We start from the raw sequence: 16,208 nt of genomic DNA, 5'->3' as shown, positions 1-16,208 counted from the left end.
GCCGTGTATTCATGCATCTGCATAACAATCACCAGCGGCACGCCAGAGCCAGCGTCAGGCTTCGCGACGAAACGCCAGCAGCTCCGGACGGGCAATGCGCAGATAGTCGGCGGTATTGAGGATGATGGATTTCTCCAGCAGGCCGGCATTAAACGCAATTTCGCCGTAGCGGTCGAACAGCAGCGGATCGGCGATCAGCCGCAGCGCAGGATGGAAGCTGAAAGGCGGAATGGCGCCAAAAACGCAGGCGGTAAGGGCATCGACCTCGGCCGGGCTGGCCAGTGAGGCTTTGCGCGCGCCAAGATGCTGCGCCAGACGCGACAGGTCGGCCTGCTGGTCGGCGGCGAGGATCGCCAGCACATGTTGATTCACGCCATTGCCTTTGACTTTGCAGACCAGCGCTTTTGCGCCCTGGCCCAGCGCGGTGCCGCGAATTTCTGATACGGCTTCGCACTTGCCCACGGCATCATGTTCTACCACCCGATAGTGCGCCTGATGGTTATCAAGCAATTCGAGCAACTGACGATGGGTATCCTGTTTTTCCGGCTCGTTCATTTTGTGACGTCCACCCTGGCAAAACCATCAGCATAAGCTTCTTCTTAACAGATGAAAACCTTTGGTGGCGGCAATCGCCATCTGAGTGAGGTGGCATTAATAACCTGCGGTATTATTCGTAATTAATTCATAATTTACTCATTTTGTCTCCAAAGGAAAATGCTGGAATGCTGCTGGCGTAAGGATTTATATTACGCAATCGAACTTTTCTCATTTTATTTAGTCCTTAACAAAACCAGCAGGAATGTTATTGATTGTGGTTACGAGGTTATGATGAAAGCAAACACGCGCGGTGCGCGTATCCCCCCGAAAATTCAAAAAAATAAGGGAGCTGAACAGGCGCCGTAATTACTTTACTAAGAAAGTTCGCAATGTTATGCGTGTTTATATTGCGAAAACGTTATGGGACAACCACAAGCGCAATGACACCGCATTATCACCGGCGAAAACGGTGCTGCTGATGCGCAATGAAGGGGCAATAGGCGATGTCGTTGTCGATTCGGCGCTGGTGAAATGCCTGCATGAGTCGGGCTATATCGTCGATTTTCTGCTGACCAAATCGAACAGCCTGGTCATGAAAAATCATCTCAGTATTCGTCGGATCTATGAAGCAGAAAATGTATCCTCAAGCGATTTCCTGCGAAAATTCACCCATAACGTTCCTAAGTCTGTTATTAATGAGCTGGCGAATAATAAGTACGATATTGTTATCGATCCTTCGTTATTCGATATGCCCATACACCGCATGCTGTTACTGCGTCAAATAAAAGCCAAATCGGTACTGGGTTTTAATAAATGGGCATCGATTAACCATTACACCAAATCATTTGCCTTTGACTGTGAAAACTGGCACGTCAGCAATACCTTTACCTTTATTGCCGACTATCTGCATCTTGATGCCAGCCACCTTGAGAGATATGACCTGCATATCCCTGCGGATATTAATCAGCAGGTCCGCGCTTATCTCGACGGTTTAGCCGGGAGAAAGGTGGTTATTAATATTTTTGCCGGCCATGCCGACCGCAGTTTGTCGCAGGAGCAGCTGGCGGTCATCATCGACAGGCTGCGCGAAGCCTATCCTGACGTGCACATTATTTTGCTCGATCACCGGAATGAAATCCGCCTCCCGTTACCGGAAGGGGTAAGCATCAACCCGTTTAAGACCCTGCATCACGCGATGGCGTTAATTGCCGGCGCCGACCTGATTATCTCGCCGGATACTTCGGTCGTGCATATGGCCGCGGCGTGGAAGAAGCCGCTGATCGCCATCTATAAAGACGTGTTGATGAATAACCGACTGTGGGCACCGGGCTACGATAATGCGCGGCAGATTATTCTGCAGTGCGGCAAGGTGCATCAGCATGCCGACATTGCCAGCCTGGTTATGGCGGAGATGAAGCGCGGGGTGCTGCCAGAACGCGCCAGTATCGAAACGGCCTGACGGCCGGAGACGTTGCTGGCGGCCTGGGCATCATCGTCAACGGCTCACGGTACTATACCGCGGGCCGTGTTTGTTAATGGGGGCTCAGAGCGCTATAGAGCGAGCAGAGCTCCTGCAGGCTTTTCGTTCCCGTGCGTTTCATCAGGCCATTGCGTTGGACGCTCACCGTCGTCGGGCTGACGCCCCGGATGCGGGCAATATCTCCCAATGAGTGCCCGCGTATCAGCAGCCTCATGATCTGTTGTTCCGCAGTGGTAAATTTGAAGGTATGGGGCAGATAGCCCGCCGTTTTGTTCTGCTCGGCTGACAAGCGCATCACCCACAGCGCCTGCCGTAATGCGTCGACGCCCAGCCTTTCCGGCAGATATAATTTTATTAATCCCGGGAAAAGTCGGTTGATCGTATCAAAATAACGCTCCGAAGTTATAAATACAGAGTGGTGCACTGGCGGCCTGGTAAATAACAATGAGTATATTTCATGCACCTCCATGCCGGAGGTGACATACACATATGGTTGTTCGTTATTAGCGTATTCACTTCCTTCAGGATGTAACTCTTTAAGAATTTTCTCTATCCCATAGAGGTAAAAACTGTCCTTTCCATAGATAGTCATAGTGAGACTCCAGCGGTCGTGGTGCGGTTATTTTCTGCGTTCACCGCAGATGTATCCCTGAGTGTTGTGTTGTTGCCTCAATAAATCAATCCTGACAGTAGGATGGTTTGTCTTTCGTTTAGCCTGCAGCGTCTGTCAGCCGTAAAGTTATCTGACAAGCTTACGGCATTTTATTGTTCGCATCTTCTCTTTTAGCCAGGATGATTTTTACTTTTTTTAAATTCTTGTTCTTAACTTTTCAGATAATTAAATGACCAGTCCCTGGTGATTTTTCGTAACTCTTTGTATTTATTGACTTGCATTCTTAGGACTATCTTTATTAAAAGCGTATGAATTAATTTTAATTTGCGAATAAATAATTGGATCGCGATCTCAAAACGATATTTCAATTTATGTGAAAGTGTAATCCATAAAATCATGTGGTCATTGCCTGATGTTTCTAATACAGGTAAAAGAATTATGTGTGGTGAATCCCCCTATGCGGAGGGGTCATGCTGGCATGAGAGTATCCTCTGATGACGTTTCTATTTTATGGACGAATTGGTGTTTCAGCGCCCAATTCACCGGGAGGCACCCGGCACCACACACCCCATTATTAAAATGATTTTATTCATTCACCTGCCAATGCGCAGGGGATTTCCCTAACCTTTGGAATATAAAAATATAGAGGGTTATATGTTGCGTCCGTTTTTATTACTTACTGCTTCACTTTTAAGTATTTCGGCTCATGCGGTGACTTTTGACTATCGTCACGAGATTAACGATAGCGGCGGTAATAACCATAAAGACCGGTTGTTAATGTCGCATCGCTTTGCTAATGGCTTTGGTCTGTCGTTGGAAGGCAAATGGAAGGGGGCACAGAAGAAAGATAAAGCTTTGCATGAGACCGTCAGTAACGGTACAGAAGCGATCGCCAGCTATGTCTATAAAATCAATGACACCTTTCAGGTTGAACCGGGTTTTTCGCTGGATAGTAGCTCAACCTCAAATAACTATCGCCCCTATCTGCGTGGTAAGGTCAACCTGAGCAAAGATGTCAGCGCGACGCTGCGTTATCGCCCGTACTTCAAGCGTAACTCCACCAACATCGGTACCCAAAAGGATACCTCAGAAAACGGCTATAACCTGACCAGCGTCCTGTCATGGAAATTCTTCAATGACTATCAACTGGACTATGAGTTCGACTATAAAAAGGCCAACTCTGCCGGGGTGATTCTGTCAGATAATGAGAGCTATGAGTGGACTCATGATTTCAAACTGACCTACAAAATCGACAAGAACTGGTCGCCGTATATGGCTATCGGCAACATCTCAGGCAGTAAAGTGACGGATGAGCGGCAAACGCGTTATCGCGTCGGTGTAAAATACAACTTCTGATGCGCAATGCCGCATCAAGGCGTTAAATCCCATGGTCTGCCGGTGCAGGCCATGGGGCGTTCATCAAAGGTGCATGTTGCCGGGGGAAGGGGAAGGCAAAAAATCAGCCAGAAACGTCGCGTCGCTGGCCGATCTGCGGGTTAGTTTTTCACTTCTGTACCCTGCTTGTGGAACAGTTCACGGAAGACCGGGTAGATATCTTCCTGATCGCGGATATGCTGCATGGCGAAGTTGTCGAACTTCTCCTGCAGATGCTCGTATTCACGCCACAGCGTCTGGTGCGCCCGGCGGGTTATCTCGATGTAGCTGTAGTAACGCACCACCGGCAGGATGTTTTTCGCCAGCAGTTCGTGACACAGCGGTGAGTCATCGGCCCAGTTATCCCCATCCGAGGCCTGTGCCGCATAGATATTCCACTGCGACGGGTCATAGCGCGCTTTCACCACTTCATCCATCAGCTTCAGGGCGCTCGAGACGATCGTGCCGCCGGTCTCCTGCGAATAGAAGAACTCATGCTCGTCGACTTCTTTGGCCTGGGTATGGTGGCGAATATAGACCACTTCGACGTTTTTATAGGTCCGGCTGAGGAACAGATACAGCAGGATGTAAAAACGCTTAGCCATATCCTTCGTCACCTGATCCATGGAACCCGACACGTCCATCAGGCAGAACATCACCGCCTGGCTGGAAGGCTCAGGCCGCTTTTCGTAGTTCTTGTAGCGCAAATCAAAGGTATCAATAAACGGTACCCGGTCGATTTTTGCCCGTAGCTCGGCGATCTCCTGGCGTAGACGCTCTTCCTCCAGCAATTGCGCTGGCTCACTTTTGCTGATGGTGTCGAGGTCCTCCTCCAGCGCCCGCAGCTCGCGGCGTTTGCCAGCGGTCATGGCGGTACGCCGCGCCAGCGAATTCTGTAGTGAGCGGACAACGCTAATGTTGGCCGGCACCCCGTTGGCGGTGAAGCCCGCGCGGTGGGTTTTAAACTCGGTGAGCTGACGTTGCTGGTTTTTCTTCAGATTCGGCAGGGCGAGATCCTCAAACAGCAGATCAAGGTACTCGTCTTTGGAAATCTGAAAGACAAACCCGTCCTGGCCTTCGCCATCGGCGCTGGCTTGCCCTTGTCCGCTCCCGCCGCCGCCTCCACCGCCCTGAGGGCGTTCGATGCGGTCATTCTGGACGAAGTGATCGTTGCCGGGGTGGACGCGGTTGCGCAGCCCCCCGCGACCCTGATGAAACATCGGTTCGTTGATATCGTCCGTTGGGATGGAGACGGACTCTCCACTGTCAATATCGGTCACCGAGCGCTTGTTAATTGCCTCGGAGATCGACTGTTTTATCTGCGCCTTATAACGGCGCAAAAAGCGCTGGCGGTTCACCGCACTTTTATTTTTCCCGTTCAGGCGCCGGTCTATGAACCAGGTCATATGCCCTCCTGTACCGCAATTGCCAACTCTGCCGTTCATCACTCAGGCTTCGGCGGTCCGCTTTCCGGGCCGCTGACACTGGGCGCTTCCCACGCCCATCGCCGATTGATTACGGGCATACGCAGTTGTTATATACCCGGCAGTGACGTCACTGCCGGGCTGCTCCGTCAGGACGATTTACGTACACGCAGATACCATTCGCACAGCAGACGGACCTGCTTGCGGGTATAGCCTTTCTCCATCATACGGTCGACAAAATCGTCGTGCTTTTTCTGCTCGTCGGTTGAGGTTTTGGCGTTGAACGAAATGACCGGCAACAGCTCTTCGGTATTCGAGAACATTTTCTTCTCGATAACCGTGCGCAGTTTTTCGTAGCTGGTCCAGTTTGGATTGCGGCCGTTGTTGTTGGCCCTTGCACGCAGCACGAAGTTGACGATCTCGTTACGGAAGTCTTTCGGGTTGCTGATCCCGGCAGGCTTCTCAATTTTTTCCAGCTCCCCGTTCAGGGACTCACGGTCAAACAGCTGACCGGTATCCGGGTCACGATACTCCTGATCCTGGATCCAGAAGTCCGCATAGGTGACATAACGGTCGAAAATGTTCTGCCCGTATTCGGAGTAGGATTCCAGGTAGGCGGTCTGGATCTCTTTGCCGATAAACTCGGCGTATTTCGGGATCAGATAGCCTTTGAGGAATTCCAGATAGCGTTCCGCTTGCTCCTGCGGGAACTGCTCACGCTCGATCTGCTGCTCCAGCACGTAGAACAGATGCACCGGGTTGGCGGCGACCTCGGCGTGGTCAAAGTTAAACACGCGTGACAATATTTTGAAGGCGAAGCGGGTGGACAGACCATTCATGCCTTCATCAACGCCGGCGTAATCGCGATACTCCTGGTAGGATTTCGCTTTCGGGTCGGTGTCTTTCAGACTTTCACCGTCATAAACGCGCATTTTGGAGTAAATGCTCGAGTTTTCCGGCTCTTTCAGGCGCGAGAGAATAGAGAAGCGGGACAGCGTCTCCAGGGTGCCGGGCGCGCAAGGCGCGTGGGTCAGCTCACTATTATTGAGCAGTTTTTCGTAAATACGCATCTCTTCGGAAATGCGCAGGCAATAAGGCACCTTGACGATATACACGCGGTCGAGGAAGGCCTCATTGTTTTTGTTATTACGGAATGTCACCCATTCTGATTCGTTCGAGTGGGCGAGAATTATGCCGTTGAACGGCAGGGCGGAAATGCCCTCGGTGCCGTTATAGTTACCTTCCTGGGTGGCCGTCAGCAGGGGATGCAGCACCTTAATTGGCGCTTTAAACATCTCGACGAACTCCATAATCCCCTGGTTGGCGCGGCACAGGGCGCCGGAGTAGCCATAGGCGTCCGGATCGTTCTGGGCATAGTGCTCCAGTTTACGAATGTCCACTTTACCGACCAGCGCCGAGATATCCTGGTTGTTTTCATCACCGGGTTCCGTTTTGGCGATGGCAATCTGCTCAAGGATGGAGGGCCAGACTTTGATGACGCGGAATTTGGTGATGTCGCCGCCGAACTCATGCAGACGTTTTGCCGCCCACGGCGACATAATGGTGCCGAGGTAGCGGGTCGGTACGCCATACTCTTTATCCAGAATCTGGGCATCTTCCTGCGGGTTAAACAGGCACAGCGGATGGTCATTGACCGGGCTACGCTCACCGTTAGCGCTGAGAACGTAAATCGGTACGCGCTGCATTAAGGACTTCAGACGTTCGGCCAGCGATGATTTACCCCCGCCGACCGGCCCCAGCAGATACAGGATCTGTTTCTTCTCTTCCAGGCCTTGCGCGGCATGTTTCAGGTAAGAAACGATCTGCTCAATAGCATCTTCCATACCGTAAAACTCTTCAAATGCCGGATAGCGTGCGACTACCCGGTTTGAAAAGAGACGGGACAGCCGTGGCTCCAGGGCCGTATCGACCATAACTGGTTCACCAATAGCCATCAGTAGCCGTTCTGCCGCGTTGGCATAAGCACTGCGATCTTGCCGGCAGATGGTAAGAAATTCCTGCAGTGTGAACTCTTCGTCCTTGGCAGCTTCATAACGCTGGCGATAGTGATCGAATATATTCATGGCATGCCGTCCTTTCGTTTTTAGCACAAGTTGAGAGCCGTTCATATGAATAGTGGGAGCTCCCGGAAGAGGTAAACTGCACGACGTTCACTGATTCTCCAGCAACCCTTATGCCAGGTTGTTGGGGGGATAAAGATCGCGTGCGGCAGAAAGACGTCTTCTAAATTAAAGCGTAGATGCATTTAGAAAACTTGCATGGCGCCAAAATACAATTTCAATGACATATCAATAACTCATCCGGAAAAGTGCGGCTATTTCGCATCTATTGCCAGGCGCTGTCATCGTGGTGTCATTTCCCTGCAAGCGAATGGTCACAGGTTGATGCCAGATTGAATGGTTTTATGTAATGACGGGTAAAGAATTTGAGGCATGAGGTCTACGACGTTAAACTGCCGGGGCGTATTATTTGACAAACGGGAAAATGGATTGTGAATAAGATCAAACCGCTGGCACTCAGTGTGTGCCTTGCAGCATCTGTTTCAGCGGCCCACGCTGAAGGGACATTTACGTTAGGGGCCGGCGTGGGTATCGTCGAAAGCCCGTATAAACAATATGATGTCGATGTCTATCCGGTCCCGGCCATTAGCTATGAAAGCGACAGTTTTTGGTTTCACGGCTTAGGTGGCGGTTACTATTTATGGAATGACAACAGCGACAAACTGTCTATTACCGCCTACTGGTCGCCGATGTACTTCAAGCCGGGCGACAGCGACAGCGAGCAAATGCGCAAGCTGGACCGCCGTAAAACCACCATGATGGCCGGGCTGACCTATATCCACAACACGCAATATGGCTTTCTGCGCACCACTCTCGCGGGCGATACACTGGATCAGAGCAATGGTATCACTTGGGATGCGGCCTGGTTGTATCGCTACACCAACGGTAACCTGACCGTGACGCCGGGCATTGGCCTTGAGTGGAACAGCGACAATCAGAACGAATACTACTACGGTGTGTCACAGCATGAGTCAAATCGTAGCGGTATGCGTAGCTATGACCCGGACAGCAGCTGGAACCCTTATCTTGAGCTGTCGGCAAACTATCGTTTCCTCGGTGACTGGAGCGTCTATGGCGTCGCGCGCTACACCCGCCTGGCCGATGAAATCACCGATAGCCCGATGGTGGATAAATCCTGGAGCGGCCTGATCTCCACCGGGATCACCTACACCTTCTGATTGGCAGCCGTTGTGCACCATAACGAAGAATTTCATGCATCATAACGGGGCGTTACGCCCCGTTTTGCATTACGGTGGTGCAACAACCTAACCCGAGGAGTCGATGATGGGAAAAACAGTGCGTTTTGGCGAGGGTGCGGCGGTTCCAGCTATTGGGCAAGGCACCTGGTTTATGGGCGAAAACAGCGCCCGGCGCTCGCAGGAGGTCGCTGCACTACGTGCGGGCGTTGAACGAGGGCTGACGCTGATCGATACCGCCGAAATGTACGCCGACGGCGGGGCAGAAGAGGTGGTGGGCGAGGCGATTCGCGGCCTGCGTGACCGGGTGATGCTGGTGTCCAAGGTCTACCCGTGGAATGCCGGTGGGCAAAAAATGGTGACCGCCTGCGAGGCCAGCCTGCGCCGTTTGCGTACCGACTATCTTGATATGTATCTGCTGCACTGGGGCGGTGAGTTCACCTTTGCCGAGACCGTTGAGGCAATGGAAAAGTTGGTCGCGCAGGGCAAAATTCGCCGCTGGGGCGTATCAAACCTCGACGTAGACGAGATGCAGGCGCTGTGGCAGGTGGCTGACGGTTCCCGCTGCGCCACCAATCAGGTGCTCTATCACCTCGCGTCACGGGGCATCGAGCACGACCTGCTGCCATGGTGCCAGCAACAGTCGCTGCCGGTAATGGCCTACAGCCCGCTGGCTCAGGCGGGGCGCCTGCGCAATGGCTTAATGAATCATCCTGCGCTGAGCAAACTGGCGATGCAAAAAGGCATTACCGTGGCCCAACTGTTATTAGCGTGGGTCATCAGCCACCAGGGTGTGATCGCGATTCCAAAAGCGGGAAGTGTGGCCCACGTCGAAGAGAACGCCGCCGCGCTTGAGGTGGTGCTGAATGCGCACGATATCGCGCTGATGGAGCAGGCCTTTCCGGCACCGGGCCACAAAACGCCGCTGGATATGGTGTAAAAGAGAACTATTCAGCCTAAAAACGTTGGCGCTTTGTTGATGAGAATCATGGCTCAGTCGTGAGTATCCCCTTAAAGATACAAGAAAAAGGAGATACATATGACTGAACCTACTCAGCCTCTGGATGTGAAGCTGGCTTTCCCGCTGTGGAAAGCCGTTCTGACAATACTCTTCGGCGTGATTATCTGGTTTACTCCACCACCCGATGGACTCACCCTCCACGCCTGGCAGATGTTTGCCATTTTTGCCGCCACCATCTTTGCCATTATCCTGAAAGTGCTGCCGATGGGCGCGGTGACGATGATTGCGTTGATCGTCTCCGCCTTTTTGGGCGTGACGCCTCTCTCGCCGGGTAAGAGCGATAAAGTCGCGGCGTTATCCGGGTTTGCCAACGGCACCATCTGGCTGATTGGTATCGCGATGTTCATCTCCCGGGCGGTGATCAAAACCGGGCTGGGCAAGCGGGTGGCGCTGTGGTTTATCTCTAAGTGCGGATCCAGCATGTTGGGCGTGGCCTACGGCCTGGCCTTGTCGGACGTGGTTCTCGGGCCAGGGATCCCCTCGGCGTCCGCGCGAGGCGGCGGAATTATGTACCCGATTACCCAATCCATTGCCACCGCCTACCAGTCCGAACCGGGGGCGACGGCGAGGAAAGCCGGGGCGTTCTTGATGATCTGCGTGTCGCAGATCGATGCCATCGTCTGTACGATGTTTTTAACGGCCATGGCCGGCAATCCGCTGGTGGCTGAGCTGGCGAGAAGTCAGGGAATCGAGATCACCTGGACGACGTGGTTTGTCGGGGCCATCGTGCCGGGGATTGCCTCGCTGATCCTGCTGCCGCTGGTGATCTACGTGATTTATCCGCCGCAGTTGAAGAAAACGCCGGAAATCCCGGCTATTGCCCGCGAAGAGCTACGTAAAATGGGGCCGATGTCGCTGGCAGAGAAAATCCTCGCCTTTGATTTCGTGTTGCTGATCTTGCTCTGGACCGTCGGGGATATCTTCTTTTCCATTCCCGCCACGCTCTCGGCGTTTATTGGGCTGATGGTGCTGCTGATCAGCAACATCATGTCGTGGAAAAACATCATTGAAGAAAAAACCGCCTGGGACACCATGTTCTGGTTCGCGGTGCTGGTGATGATGGCCAATGCGCTCAACAAATATGGCATGATCAAATGGATATCGGAGCGCATTGTCGGCTATGTCGGGCACTTTGAATGGATCACCGTATTTTTACTGCTGGTGGTGGTCTATTTCTATACCCGCTATTTCTTCGCCTCGGCGATGGCGCATATTTCCGCGATGTATCTGGCTTTCCTGGCGGTGGCGGTTTCCGTCGGCGTACCGCCGCTTTTTGCCGCGCTGGTGCTCGGATACACCTCTAATCTGTCGATGGGTCTGACGCAATACTCGGGTGGCCCGGGGCCGGCGCTGTTTGGTTCGGGCTATAACACCACAGGGCAGTGGTGGAGCGTCAGCTTTGTGGTTTCGCTGGCGTCTATTGCTATCTGGTTAGTGTTGGGCGGTGCGTGGATGAAGCTGGTGGGATTCTGGTAACGGACGTTCGTCAGCCATAAAAACAGGGCGATATCGCCCTGTTTTTGATCCGGCGTGTCCCGCATTGCGGGAGGGCAGGGATTATCCGCGTTTCACGACACGAATAGTTTGCGCCAGGCGAGAAGGTTTCTCTTCGCTGGTTTTCTGCGGTTCGGTCACGCAGCAGGTTTCCACGCAAACGAAGGTCTTGTAACCATCATCCGGCATATCGCCCATGCTCACGGACAGCGCCGGGCCAGGGTTCCAGCCGACCACGTTGCTGTGATGATGATGAACAACGTCGATATTGCGGTTCAGCGCATCGTCGTGGATCACGCTGCAGGCTTCGGCATTGAGGTAGACGCGGTCGGTACGGTCCGGGAAGGTCTGTACGCCGTCGCTCAGCACGCCTTCTTCGGCATTTTTGACTTTATCGATGTAGCGATCGCCCAGGCCGCTGACTTTAACGGCAGCGATATCGCCGACGTTGAAGTAGGTGTGCAGCGCGGAGGTGGTTTCAAACTCGCCGTGCGCTTCCAGTTCGATCTCGCAGGTTTTACCCAGTTTGAAGCGCGCATAGAGGGTGAAGTCATGCGGCCAGTATTGACGGGTCTCATCGCTGCTTTGCAGTTCGAAGGTCAGCATCACGCCGCTGTCATCTTCATCATGGCCTTTCAGCGTCCACGCCAGGTTACGGGCGAAGCCGTGGGAAGGCAGACCTTGCTGTGCCGACGGGCCGAACCACGGCCAGCACACCGGTACGCCGCCGCGCAGCGCAACGCCGGTTTTGAACGGCGTGTTCCCGCTCAGCCACAGGACTTCTTCTTCGCCGGCAGGTTTCCACGACAGCAGGTGGGCGCCCTGGAAGGCAACGGAGGCTTTGACCTGCGGATGGTCAACAACAATCAATTCCAGCTCATCGAGCTGACGGCGGGACAGAACAGGCGAGATTTCTTCAATAACCGGGAGAGCAAAAATTTTATTAATCATGGTGCAATCCTTCGTTAGCGTGACACCTCCATCCCCCAGAAGACAGCCAGTGCACAGGCTGCGTGCGGGGTGGCGTGTACATAAAAAAAGGCGACCGAAGTCGCCTTTTTGGATCAGATTCTCATCTCAACTTATTTGGAGATGTGAGCGATCAGGTCCAGAACTTTGTTGGAGTAACCAGTTTCGTTGTCGTACCAGGAAACCAGTTTCACGAAGTTGTCGTTCAGTGCGATACCAGCTTTAGCATCGAACACGGAAGTGCAAACTTCACCGTTGAAATCGGTAGATACAACGTCGTCTTCGGTGTAGCCCAGAACGCCTTTCATTGCGCCTTCGGAAGCAGCTTTGATTGCTTTCTTAATTTCTTCATAAGAAGCAGCTTTTTCCAGACGAACGGTCAGGTCAACAACGGATACGTTCGGAGTAGGAACGCGGAACGCCATACCAGTCAGTTTGCCATTCAGTTCTGGCAGTACTTTACCTACTGCTTTAGCAGCACCGGTAGAGGACGGGATGATGTTCTGAGCTGCGCCGCGGCCGCCGCGCCAGTCTTTGTGAGACGGGCCATCAACGGTTTTCTGAGTTGCGGTGGTCGCGTGAACAGTTGTCATCAGACCTTCGATGATGCCGAAGTTGTCGTTGATAACTTTAGCCAGCGGTGCCAGGCAGTTGGTGGTGCAGGATGCGTTAGAAACGATGTCCTGGCCTTCGTATTTGTCAAAGTTAGCGCCTTTAACAAACATCGGAGTGTTGTCTTTGGACGGGCCAGTCAGAACGACTTTTTTCGCGCCAGCAGTGATGTGTTTACGAGCGGTTTCGTCAGTCAGGAACAGACCAGTTGCTTCTGCAACAACGTCAACACCTGCTTCGTTCCACTTCAGGTTAGCCGGATCACGTTCAGCGGTAACACGGATTTTTTTACCGTTAACGATCAGATGACCGTCTTTCACTTCAACGGTACCGTTGAAACGGCCGTGAGTGGAGTCATACTTCAGCATGTATGCCATGTAGTCAGCGTCTAACAGGTCGTTGATTGCAACGATCTCGATGTCAGAACGTTCCTGAGCAGCACGGAAAACAATGCGACCGATACGGCCAAAACCGTTGATACCTACTTTGATAGTCATATATTCCACCAGCTATTTGTTAGTGAATAAAAGGTTGCCTGTAAAATTACAAAAACCTTACGCAGCGTCAAGCGGAATCGTGTCAATCATTGCGACAAATCAATACTGAGCATACCTTCGCACCATTGATTTGCCTCACTCTCCCTTTGAGCCCAATTCCATATTGGGGCTGCGCCCGGAATTTTAAAGGTCGGTAAAGATAAAAATGTGATGTAAATCACAATTATCTGGGCTGCCTTTTGGCATCGAATAAGTTTAGAACAAAAGTCCACGCTTCATTGTTAATGTTTTGTTAGAATTGGCCGGTAACGTTGTCCTTTCACAGTGAGAAGCATGCACATGGCGAATAAACCCTCCTCAGACGAACTCAAAAAAAATTTGAGTGAGATGCAGTTTTACGTGACGCAGAATCACGGTACTGAGCCGCCGTTCACCGGACGACTGCTCCACAACAAGCGCGACGGCATCTACCACTGCCTGGTATGCGATGCGGCGCTGTTTCGCTCAGATTCGAAGTATGACTCAGGTTGCGGTTGGCCGAGCTTCTACGAGCCGGTCAGCGACGAGGCAATTCGTTATCTGAATGACTACTCGCACGGCATGCAGCGCACCGAAATTCGTTGCGGAAATTGCGATGCACACCTCGGGCATGTGTTCCCCGACGGTCCGCAACCTACCGGCGAGCGTTTTTGCGTAAATTCGGCGTCATTAAGCTTCAACGACGACGATAACGGCGAGCAAATTAAAGGTTAGAGAAACGATTCAGCAAATTATTCCAACGTGGAGTCGAGCGGACCATGGAAATCGAGCAAATGATAGACAGCATGACCCCCGAAGTTTACCAGCGTCTGGTGACCGCGGTGGAGCTGGGAAAATGGCCGGATGGCGTGGCGTTAACCGAGGCCCAGAAAGAGAACAGCCTGCAGCTGGTGATGCTCTATCAGGCGCGGCATAACAGCGATGCTCAGCATATGACCATCGATACCAACGGCCAGATGGTGATGAAGAGCAAGCAGCAGCTGAAAGAAGATTTCGGCATTGCACCTAAGCCGATCTCCACGTTTAAACTGCAGTAACCGCCCGGACGCCCCGGCGACGGTTGGCACCAGTCCATCCCCCGTCAAGCAACGCGCGACCGGGGGATGAACTGATGAGCACAGTTCACGGCAGGATTAAGGCTGCGTTTCCTGCCAGTCGTCAGCGGTATACAGCGTGGCGCCAGCGGCGGCCATCTCCATAAAGGCGTGGGCGCTGTCCTGCGGCTGAAGGTTGACCCCGCGGCAGCCGTCGGTGATCACGTTCACCACATATCCCAGCGCCAGCGCGTCCAGCACGGTAAATTTGACGCAGTAATCGGTCGCCAGACCCAGGACGATGAGTTCGCTGATGTCGCGTTCCCGCAGCCACGCATCCAGCCGGGTTTTCTGGCGATGTCCGTTATCAAAAAAGGCGCTGTAGCTGTCGATCGCCGGATTTTCACCTTTATGGAACACCTCGCTGATAGCCTGCTGCTTCAGCAGCGGATGCAGCGCCGCACCTTCGCTGTTCTGCACGCAGTGATCCGGCCAGAACGTCTGCGCCAGGCCGTCAAGCTGACCCTGGGAGTAGGGTTCAACCTGATGCTGGCTGGCGAAGCTGCCATGATCCGCCGGGTGCCAGTCCTGGCTGGCGACAACGGGCTCACCCCGGGCCAGGCACGCGTCGATTAGCCGGTTAGCGACATCAATGGTGCTGTCACCCTCCGGTACGGCCAGCGCGCCGCCGGCGCAAAAATCATTCTGTAAATCAACCAACAAAAGTGCGCGATGGGTCATCGGTTCTCCTTACTCGTCAGGGGTCAGCTCGCCGCGCAGATTTTCCTGCATCAGCTGGCGGATGGCCTCGACGCTGAGATTCTGGCTCAGCAGATAGTGTAGCTTGGTCAGCGTCGCCTCGACGGTCATATCGAAACCGCTGATAACACCGGCCTGGGCGAGGGCGTTGCCGGTAGCATAGCCCCCCATATTGACTTTACCCGACATGCATTGAGTCAGGTTGATCACCACGATCCCGCGTTGACTGGCTTCCGCCAGCACCGCGATAAACTCACCGTTTTGCGGGGCGTTGCCGACGCCGTAAGAGCGCAGGATCAGCGCTTTGACCGGCTGGCGCAGGAAGTTACGCACCACATCGGCGGAAATCCCCGGGTAGATCGTCACCACGCCAATGGGCTGCGGGGTAATCGGGTGGACAATCAGCTCACCGTTACCCTGTGGCGCAGGCGGCGTACCGAGGCGTCGAATATGGATCCCGGCTTCCAGCAGCGGGGCCAGGTTCGGGGAGGCGAAAGCATTGAAACCGTCGGCATGAGCTTTGGTGGTGCGGTTGCCGCGATACAGTCGGTTGTTGAAAAACAGCGACACTTCATTGATGGGATAATTGGCGGCAACGTAGAGGGCATTCAGCAGGTTGATTTGCCCGTCGGAACGCAGCTCGGCCAGCGGGATTTGTGACCCTGTCACAATGACCGGTTTCCCCAGATGCTCCAGCATGAACGACAGCGCCGATGCGGTGAACGCCATGGTGTCGGTGCCGTGCAGAATCACGAAACCGTCGTACTCGTCATAATGAGCGCGAATGTCGTCAGCAATATGCTGCCAGTCTTCCGGTGTCATATCGGAAGAGTCCATCAGCGGCTCATACTCATGAATTGTAAAATCCGGCATCTCCGGACGATGGAACTCAGGCATCAGCGCAAGCTGGCGCTGCAGGTGGCCGGAAACGGGGATATAACCGTGTTCAGAGCGCTGCATACCGATGGTCCCACCGGTGTAGGCAACGTAAATCGATTTCTTTTGCATATCATCGCTTAGGTTGTACGTAGACAGGCGCAGTATAAAGTGACGTATCGAAAATTACACATACTTCAGG

General features: G+C 53.2%; 15 protein-coding genes. 7 read left to right on the top strand and 8 right to left on the bottom strand.

Annotated features, from left to right (window positions below; translation table 11 throughout):
- Window positions 1-54: 54 nt before the first annotated feature.
- Window positions 55-555 (bottom strand): YbaK/prolyl-tRNA synthetase associated domain-containing protein, encoded by a 501-nt coding sequence (locus HF679_RS08180; RefSeq protein ID WP_123753973.1) that lies wholly within the window; start codon window positions 553-555, stop codon window positions 55-57.
- A gap of 376 nt (window positions 556-931) precedes the next feature.
- On the opposite strand from HF679_RS08180, the gene HF679_RS08175 reads away from it, so the two are divergent.
- Entirely contained in the window at window positions 932-1,996 is a 1,065-nt protein-coding gene (locus HF679_RS08175; RefSeq protein WP_261802991.1) for a glycosyltransferase family 9 protein, read from the top strand.
- A 73-nt stretch (window positions 1,997-2,069) separates the two neighbouring features.
- On the opposite strand, the gene HF679_RS08170 is transcribed toward HF679_RS08175, so the two are convergent.
- Window positions 2,070-2,609, bottom strand: coding sequence for a helix-turn-helix transcriptional regulator (locus HF679_RS08170; RefSeq protein WP_187042827.1), 540 nt, complete (start codon window positions 2,607-2,609; stop codon window positions 2,070-2,072).
- A 675-nt stretch (window positions 2,610-3,284) separates the two neighbouring features.
- Here HF679_RS08170 and HF679_RS08165 point away from each other — a divergent pair.
- Window positions 3,285-3,986 carry an oligogalacturonate-specific porin KdgM family protein gene (locus tag HF679_RS08165; RefSeq protein ID WP_123755450.1) on the top strand — a complete coding sequence of 234 codons (702 nt, stop codon included), beginning with the start codon at window positions 3,285-3,287 and terminating at the stop codon, window positions 3,984-3,986.
- A gap of 140 nt (window positions 3,987-4,126) precedes the next feature.
- On the opposite strand, the gene HF679_RS08160 is transcribed toward HF679_RS08165, so the two are convergent.
- Window positions 4,127-5,410: a YeaH/YhbH family protein gene (locus HF679_RS08160; protein WP_123753977.1), complete on the bottom strand. Its 1,284-nt coding sequence runs from the start codon at window positions 5,408-5,410 to the stop codon at window positions 4,127-4,129.
- 167 nt (window positions 5,411-5,577) lie between these two features.
- Window positions 5,578-7,512, bottom strand: a complete 1,935-nt coding sequence (gene yeaG / locus HF679_RS08155; RefSeq protein WP_123753978.1) for a protein kinase YeaG — start codon at window positions 7,510-7,512, stop codon at window positions 5,578-5,580.
- 428 nt (window positions 7,513-7,940) lie between these two features.
- Between yeaG and HF679_RS08150 the strand changes: the two genes are divergently transcribed.
- From HF679_RS08150 to HF679_RS08140, 3 genes are all read left to right on the top strand, one after another.
- Entirely contained in the window at window positions 7,941-8,687 is a 747-nt protein-coding gene (locus HF679_RS08150; RefSeq protein WP_187042826.1) for a MipA/OmpV family protein, read from the top strand.
- 103 nt (window positions 8,688-8,790) lie between these two features.
- Window positions 8,791-9,645 carry an aldo/keto reductase gene (locus HF679_RS08145; RefSeq protein WP_123753980.1) on the top strand — a complete coding sequence of 285 codons (855 nt, stop codon included), beginning with the start codon at window positions 8,791-8,793 and terminating at the stop codon, window positions 9,643-9,645.
- 99 nt (window positions 9,646-9,744) lie between these two features.
- Window positions 9,745-11,202: an anion permease gene (locus tag HF679_RS08140; protein ID WP_123753981.1), complete on the top strand. Its 1,458-nt coding sequence runs from the start codon at window positions 9,745-9,747 to the stop codon at window positions 11,200-11,202.
- Between the two features lie 81 nt (window positions 11,203-11,283).
- Here HF679_RS08140 and HF679_RS08135 read toward each other — a convergent pair whose 3' ends face one another.
- Together HF679_RS08135 and gapA are read right to left on the bottom strand one after the other, a co-directional pair.
- Window positions 11,284-12,171, bottom strand: a complete 888-nt coding sequence (locus HF679_RS08135; RefSeq protein WP_123753982.1) for a D-hexose-6-phosphate mutarotase — start codon at window positions 12,169-12,171, stop codon at window positions 11,284-11,286.
- 131 nt (window positions 12,172-12,302) lie between these two features.
- Window positions 12,303-13,298 carry a glyceraldehyde-3-phosphate dehydrogenase gene (gene gapA, locus HF679_RS08130; RefSeq protein WP_004860805.1) on the bottom strand — a complete coding sequence of 332 codons (996 nt, stop codon included), beginning with the start codon at window positions 13,296-13,298 and terminating at the stop codon, window positions 12,303-12,305.
- A gap of 339 nt (window positions 13,299-13,637) precedes the next feature.
- Here gapA and msrB point away from each other — a divergent pair, with 339 nt between their 5' ends.
- Complete coding sequence (gene msrB, locus HF679_RS08125; protein ID WP_123753983.1) at window positions 13,638-14,051, top strand: peptide-methionine (R)-S-oxide reductase MsrB; 414 nt, start codon at window positions 13,638-13,640, stop codon at window positions 14,049-14,051.
- 44 nt (window positions 14,052-14,095) lie between these two features.
- Window positions 14,096-14,374, top strand: a complete 279-nt coding sequence (locus tag HF679_RS08120; protein ID WP_123753984.1) for a YeaC family protein — start codon at window positions 14,096-14,098, stop codon at window positions 14,372-14,374.
- Between the two features lie 96 nt (window positions 14,375-14,470).
- On the opposite strand, the gene pncA is transcribed toward HF679_RS08120, so the two are convergent.
- Together pncA and ansA are read right to left on the bottom strand one after the other, a co-directional pair.
- The gene (gene pncA / locus HF679_RS08115) at window positions 14,471-15,112 is read right to left on the bottom strand and encodes a bifunctional nicotinamidase/pyrazinamidase (RefSeq protein ID WP_123753985.1); all 642 of its coding nucleotides are present in this window, start codon (window positions 15,110-15,112) and stop codon (window positions 14,471-14,473) included.
- A 9-nt stretch (window positions 15,113-15,121) separates the two neighbouring features.
- Entirely contained in the window at window positions 15,122-16,138 is a 1,017-nt protein-coding gene (ansA, locus tag HF679_RS08110; protein WP_123753986.1) for an asparaginase, read from the bottom strand.
- Window positions 16,139-16,208 lie beyond the last annotated feature (70 nt).

This window comes from Enterobacter sp. JUb54, assembly GCF_014298075.1.
Lineage (GTDB): Bacteria > Pseudomonadota > Gammaproteobacteria > Enterobacterales > Enterobacteriaceae > Klebsiella > Klebsiella lignicola.
This window is presented reverse-complemented; position numbering and strand designations above follow the sequence as displayed.

Excerpts from the sequence above, each read along its gene's own strand:
- HF679_RS08180 (WP_123753973.1), bottom strand. The coding sequence starts at position 555 with ATGAACGAGCCGGAAAAACAGGATACCCATCGTCAGTTGCTCGAATTG.
- HF679_RS08175 (WP_261802991.1), top strand. The coding sequence starts at position 932 with ATGCGTGTTTATATTGCGAAAACGTTATGGGACAACCACAAGCGCAAT.
- HF679_RS08170 (WP_187042827.1), bottom strand. The coding sequence starts at position 2,609 with ATGACTATCTATGGAAAGGACAGTTTTTACCTCTATGGGATAGAGAAA.
- HF679_RS08165 (WP_123755450.1), top strand. The coding sequence starts at position 3,285 with ATGTTGCGTCCGTTTTTATTACTTACTGCTTCACTTTTAAGTATTTCG.
- HF679_RS08160 (WP_123753977.1), bottom strand. The coding sequence starts at position 5,410 with ATGACCTGGTTCATAGACCGGCGCCTGAACGGGAAAAATAAAAGTGCG.
- yeaG (WP_123753978.1), bottom strand. The coding sequence starts at position 7,512 with ATGAATATATTCGATCACTATCGCCAGCGTTATGAAGCTGCCAAGGAC.
- HF679_RS08145 (WP_123753980.1), top strand. The coding sequence starts at position 8,791 with ATGATGGGAAAAACAGTGCGTTTTGGCGAGGGTGCGGCGGTTCCAGCT.
- HF679_RS08140 (WP_123753981.1), top strand. The coding sequence starts at position 9,745 with ATGACTGAACCTACTCAGCCTCTGGATGTGAAGCTGGCTTTCCCGCTG.
- HF679_RS08135 (WP_123753982.1), bottom strand. The coding sequence starts at position 12,171 with ATGATTAATAAAATTTTTGCTCTCCCGGTTATTGAAGAAATCTCGCCT.
- gapA (WP_004860805.1), bottom strand. The coding sequence starts at position 13,298 with ATGACTATCAAAGTAGGTATCAACGGTTTTGGCCGTATCGGTCGCATT.
- msrB (WP_123753983.1), top strand. The coding sequence starts at position 13,638 with ATGGCGAATAAACCCTCCTCAGACGAACTCAAAAAAAATTTGAGTGAG.
- HF679_RS08120 (WP_123753984.1), top strand. The coding sequence starts at position 14,096 with ATGGAAATCGAGCAAATGATAGACAGCATGACCCCCGAAGTTTACCAG.
- pncA (WP_123753985.1), bottom strand. The coding sequence starts at position 15,112 with ATGACCCATCGCGCACTTTTGTTGGTTGATTTACAGAATGATTTTTGC.
- ansA (WP_123753986.1), bottom strand. The coding sequence starts at position 16,138 with ATGCAAAAGAAATCGATTTACGTTGCCTACACCGGTGGGACCATCGGT.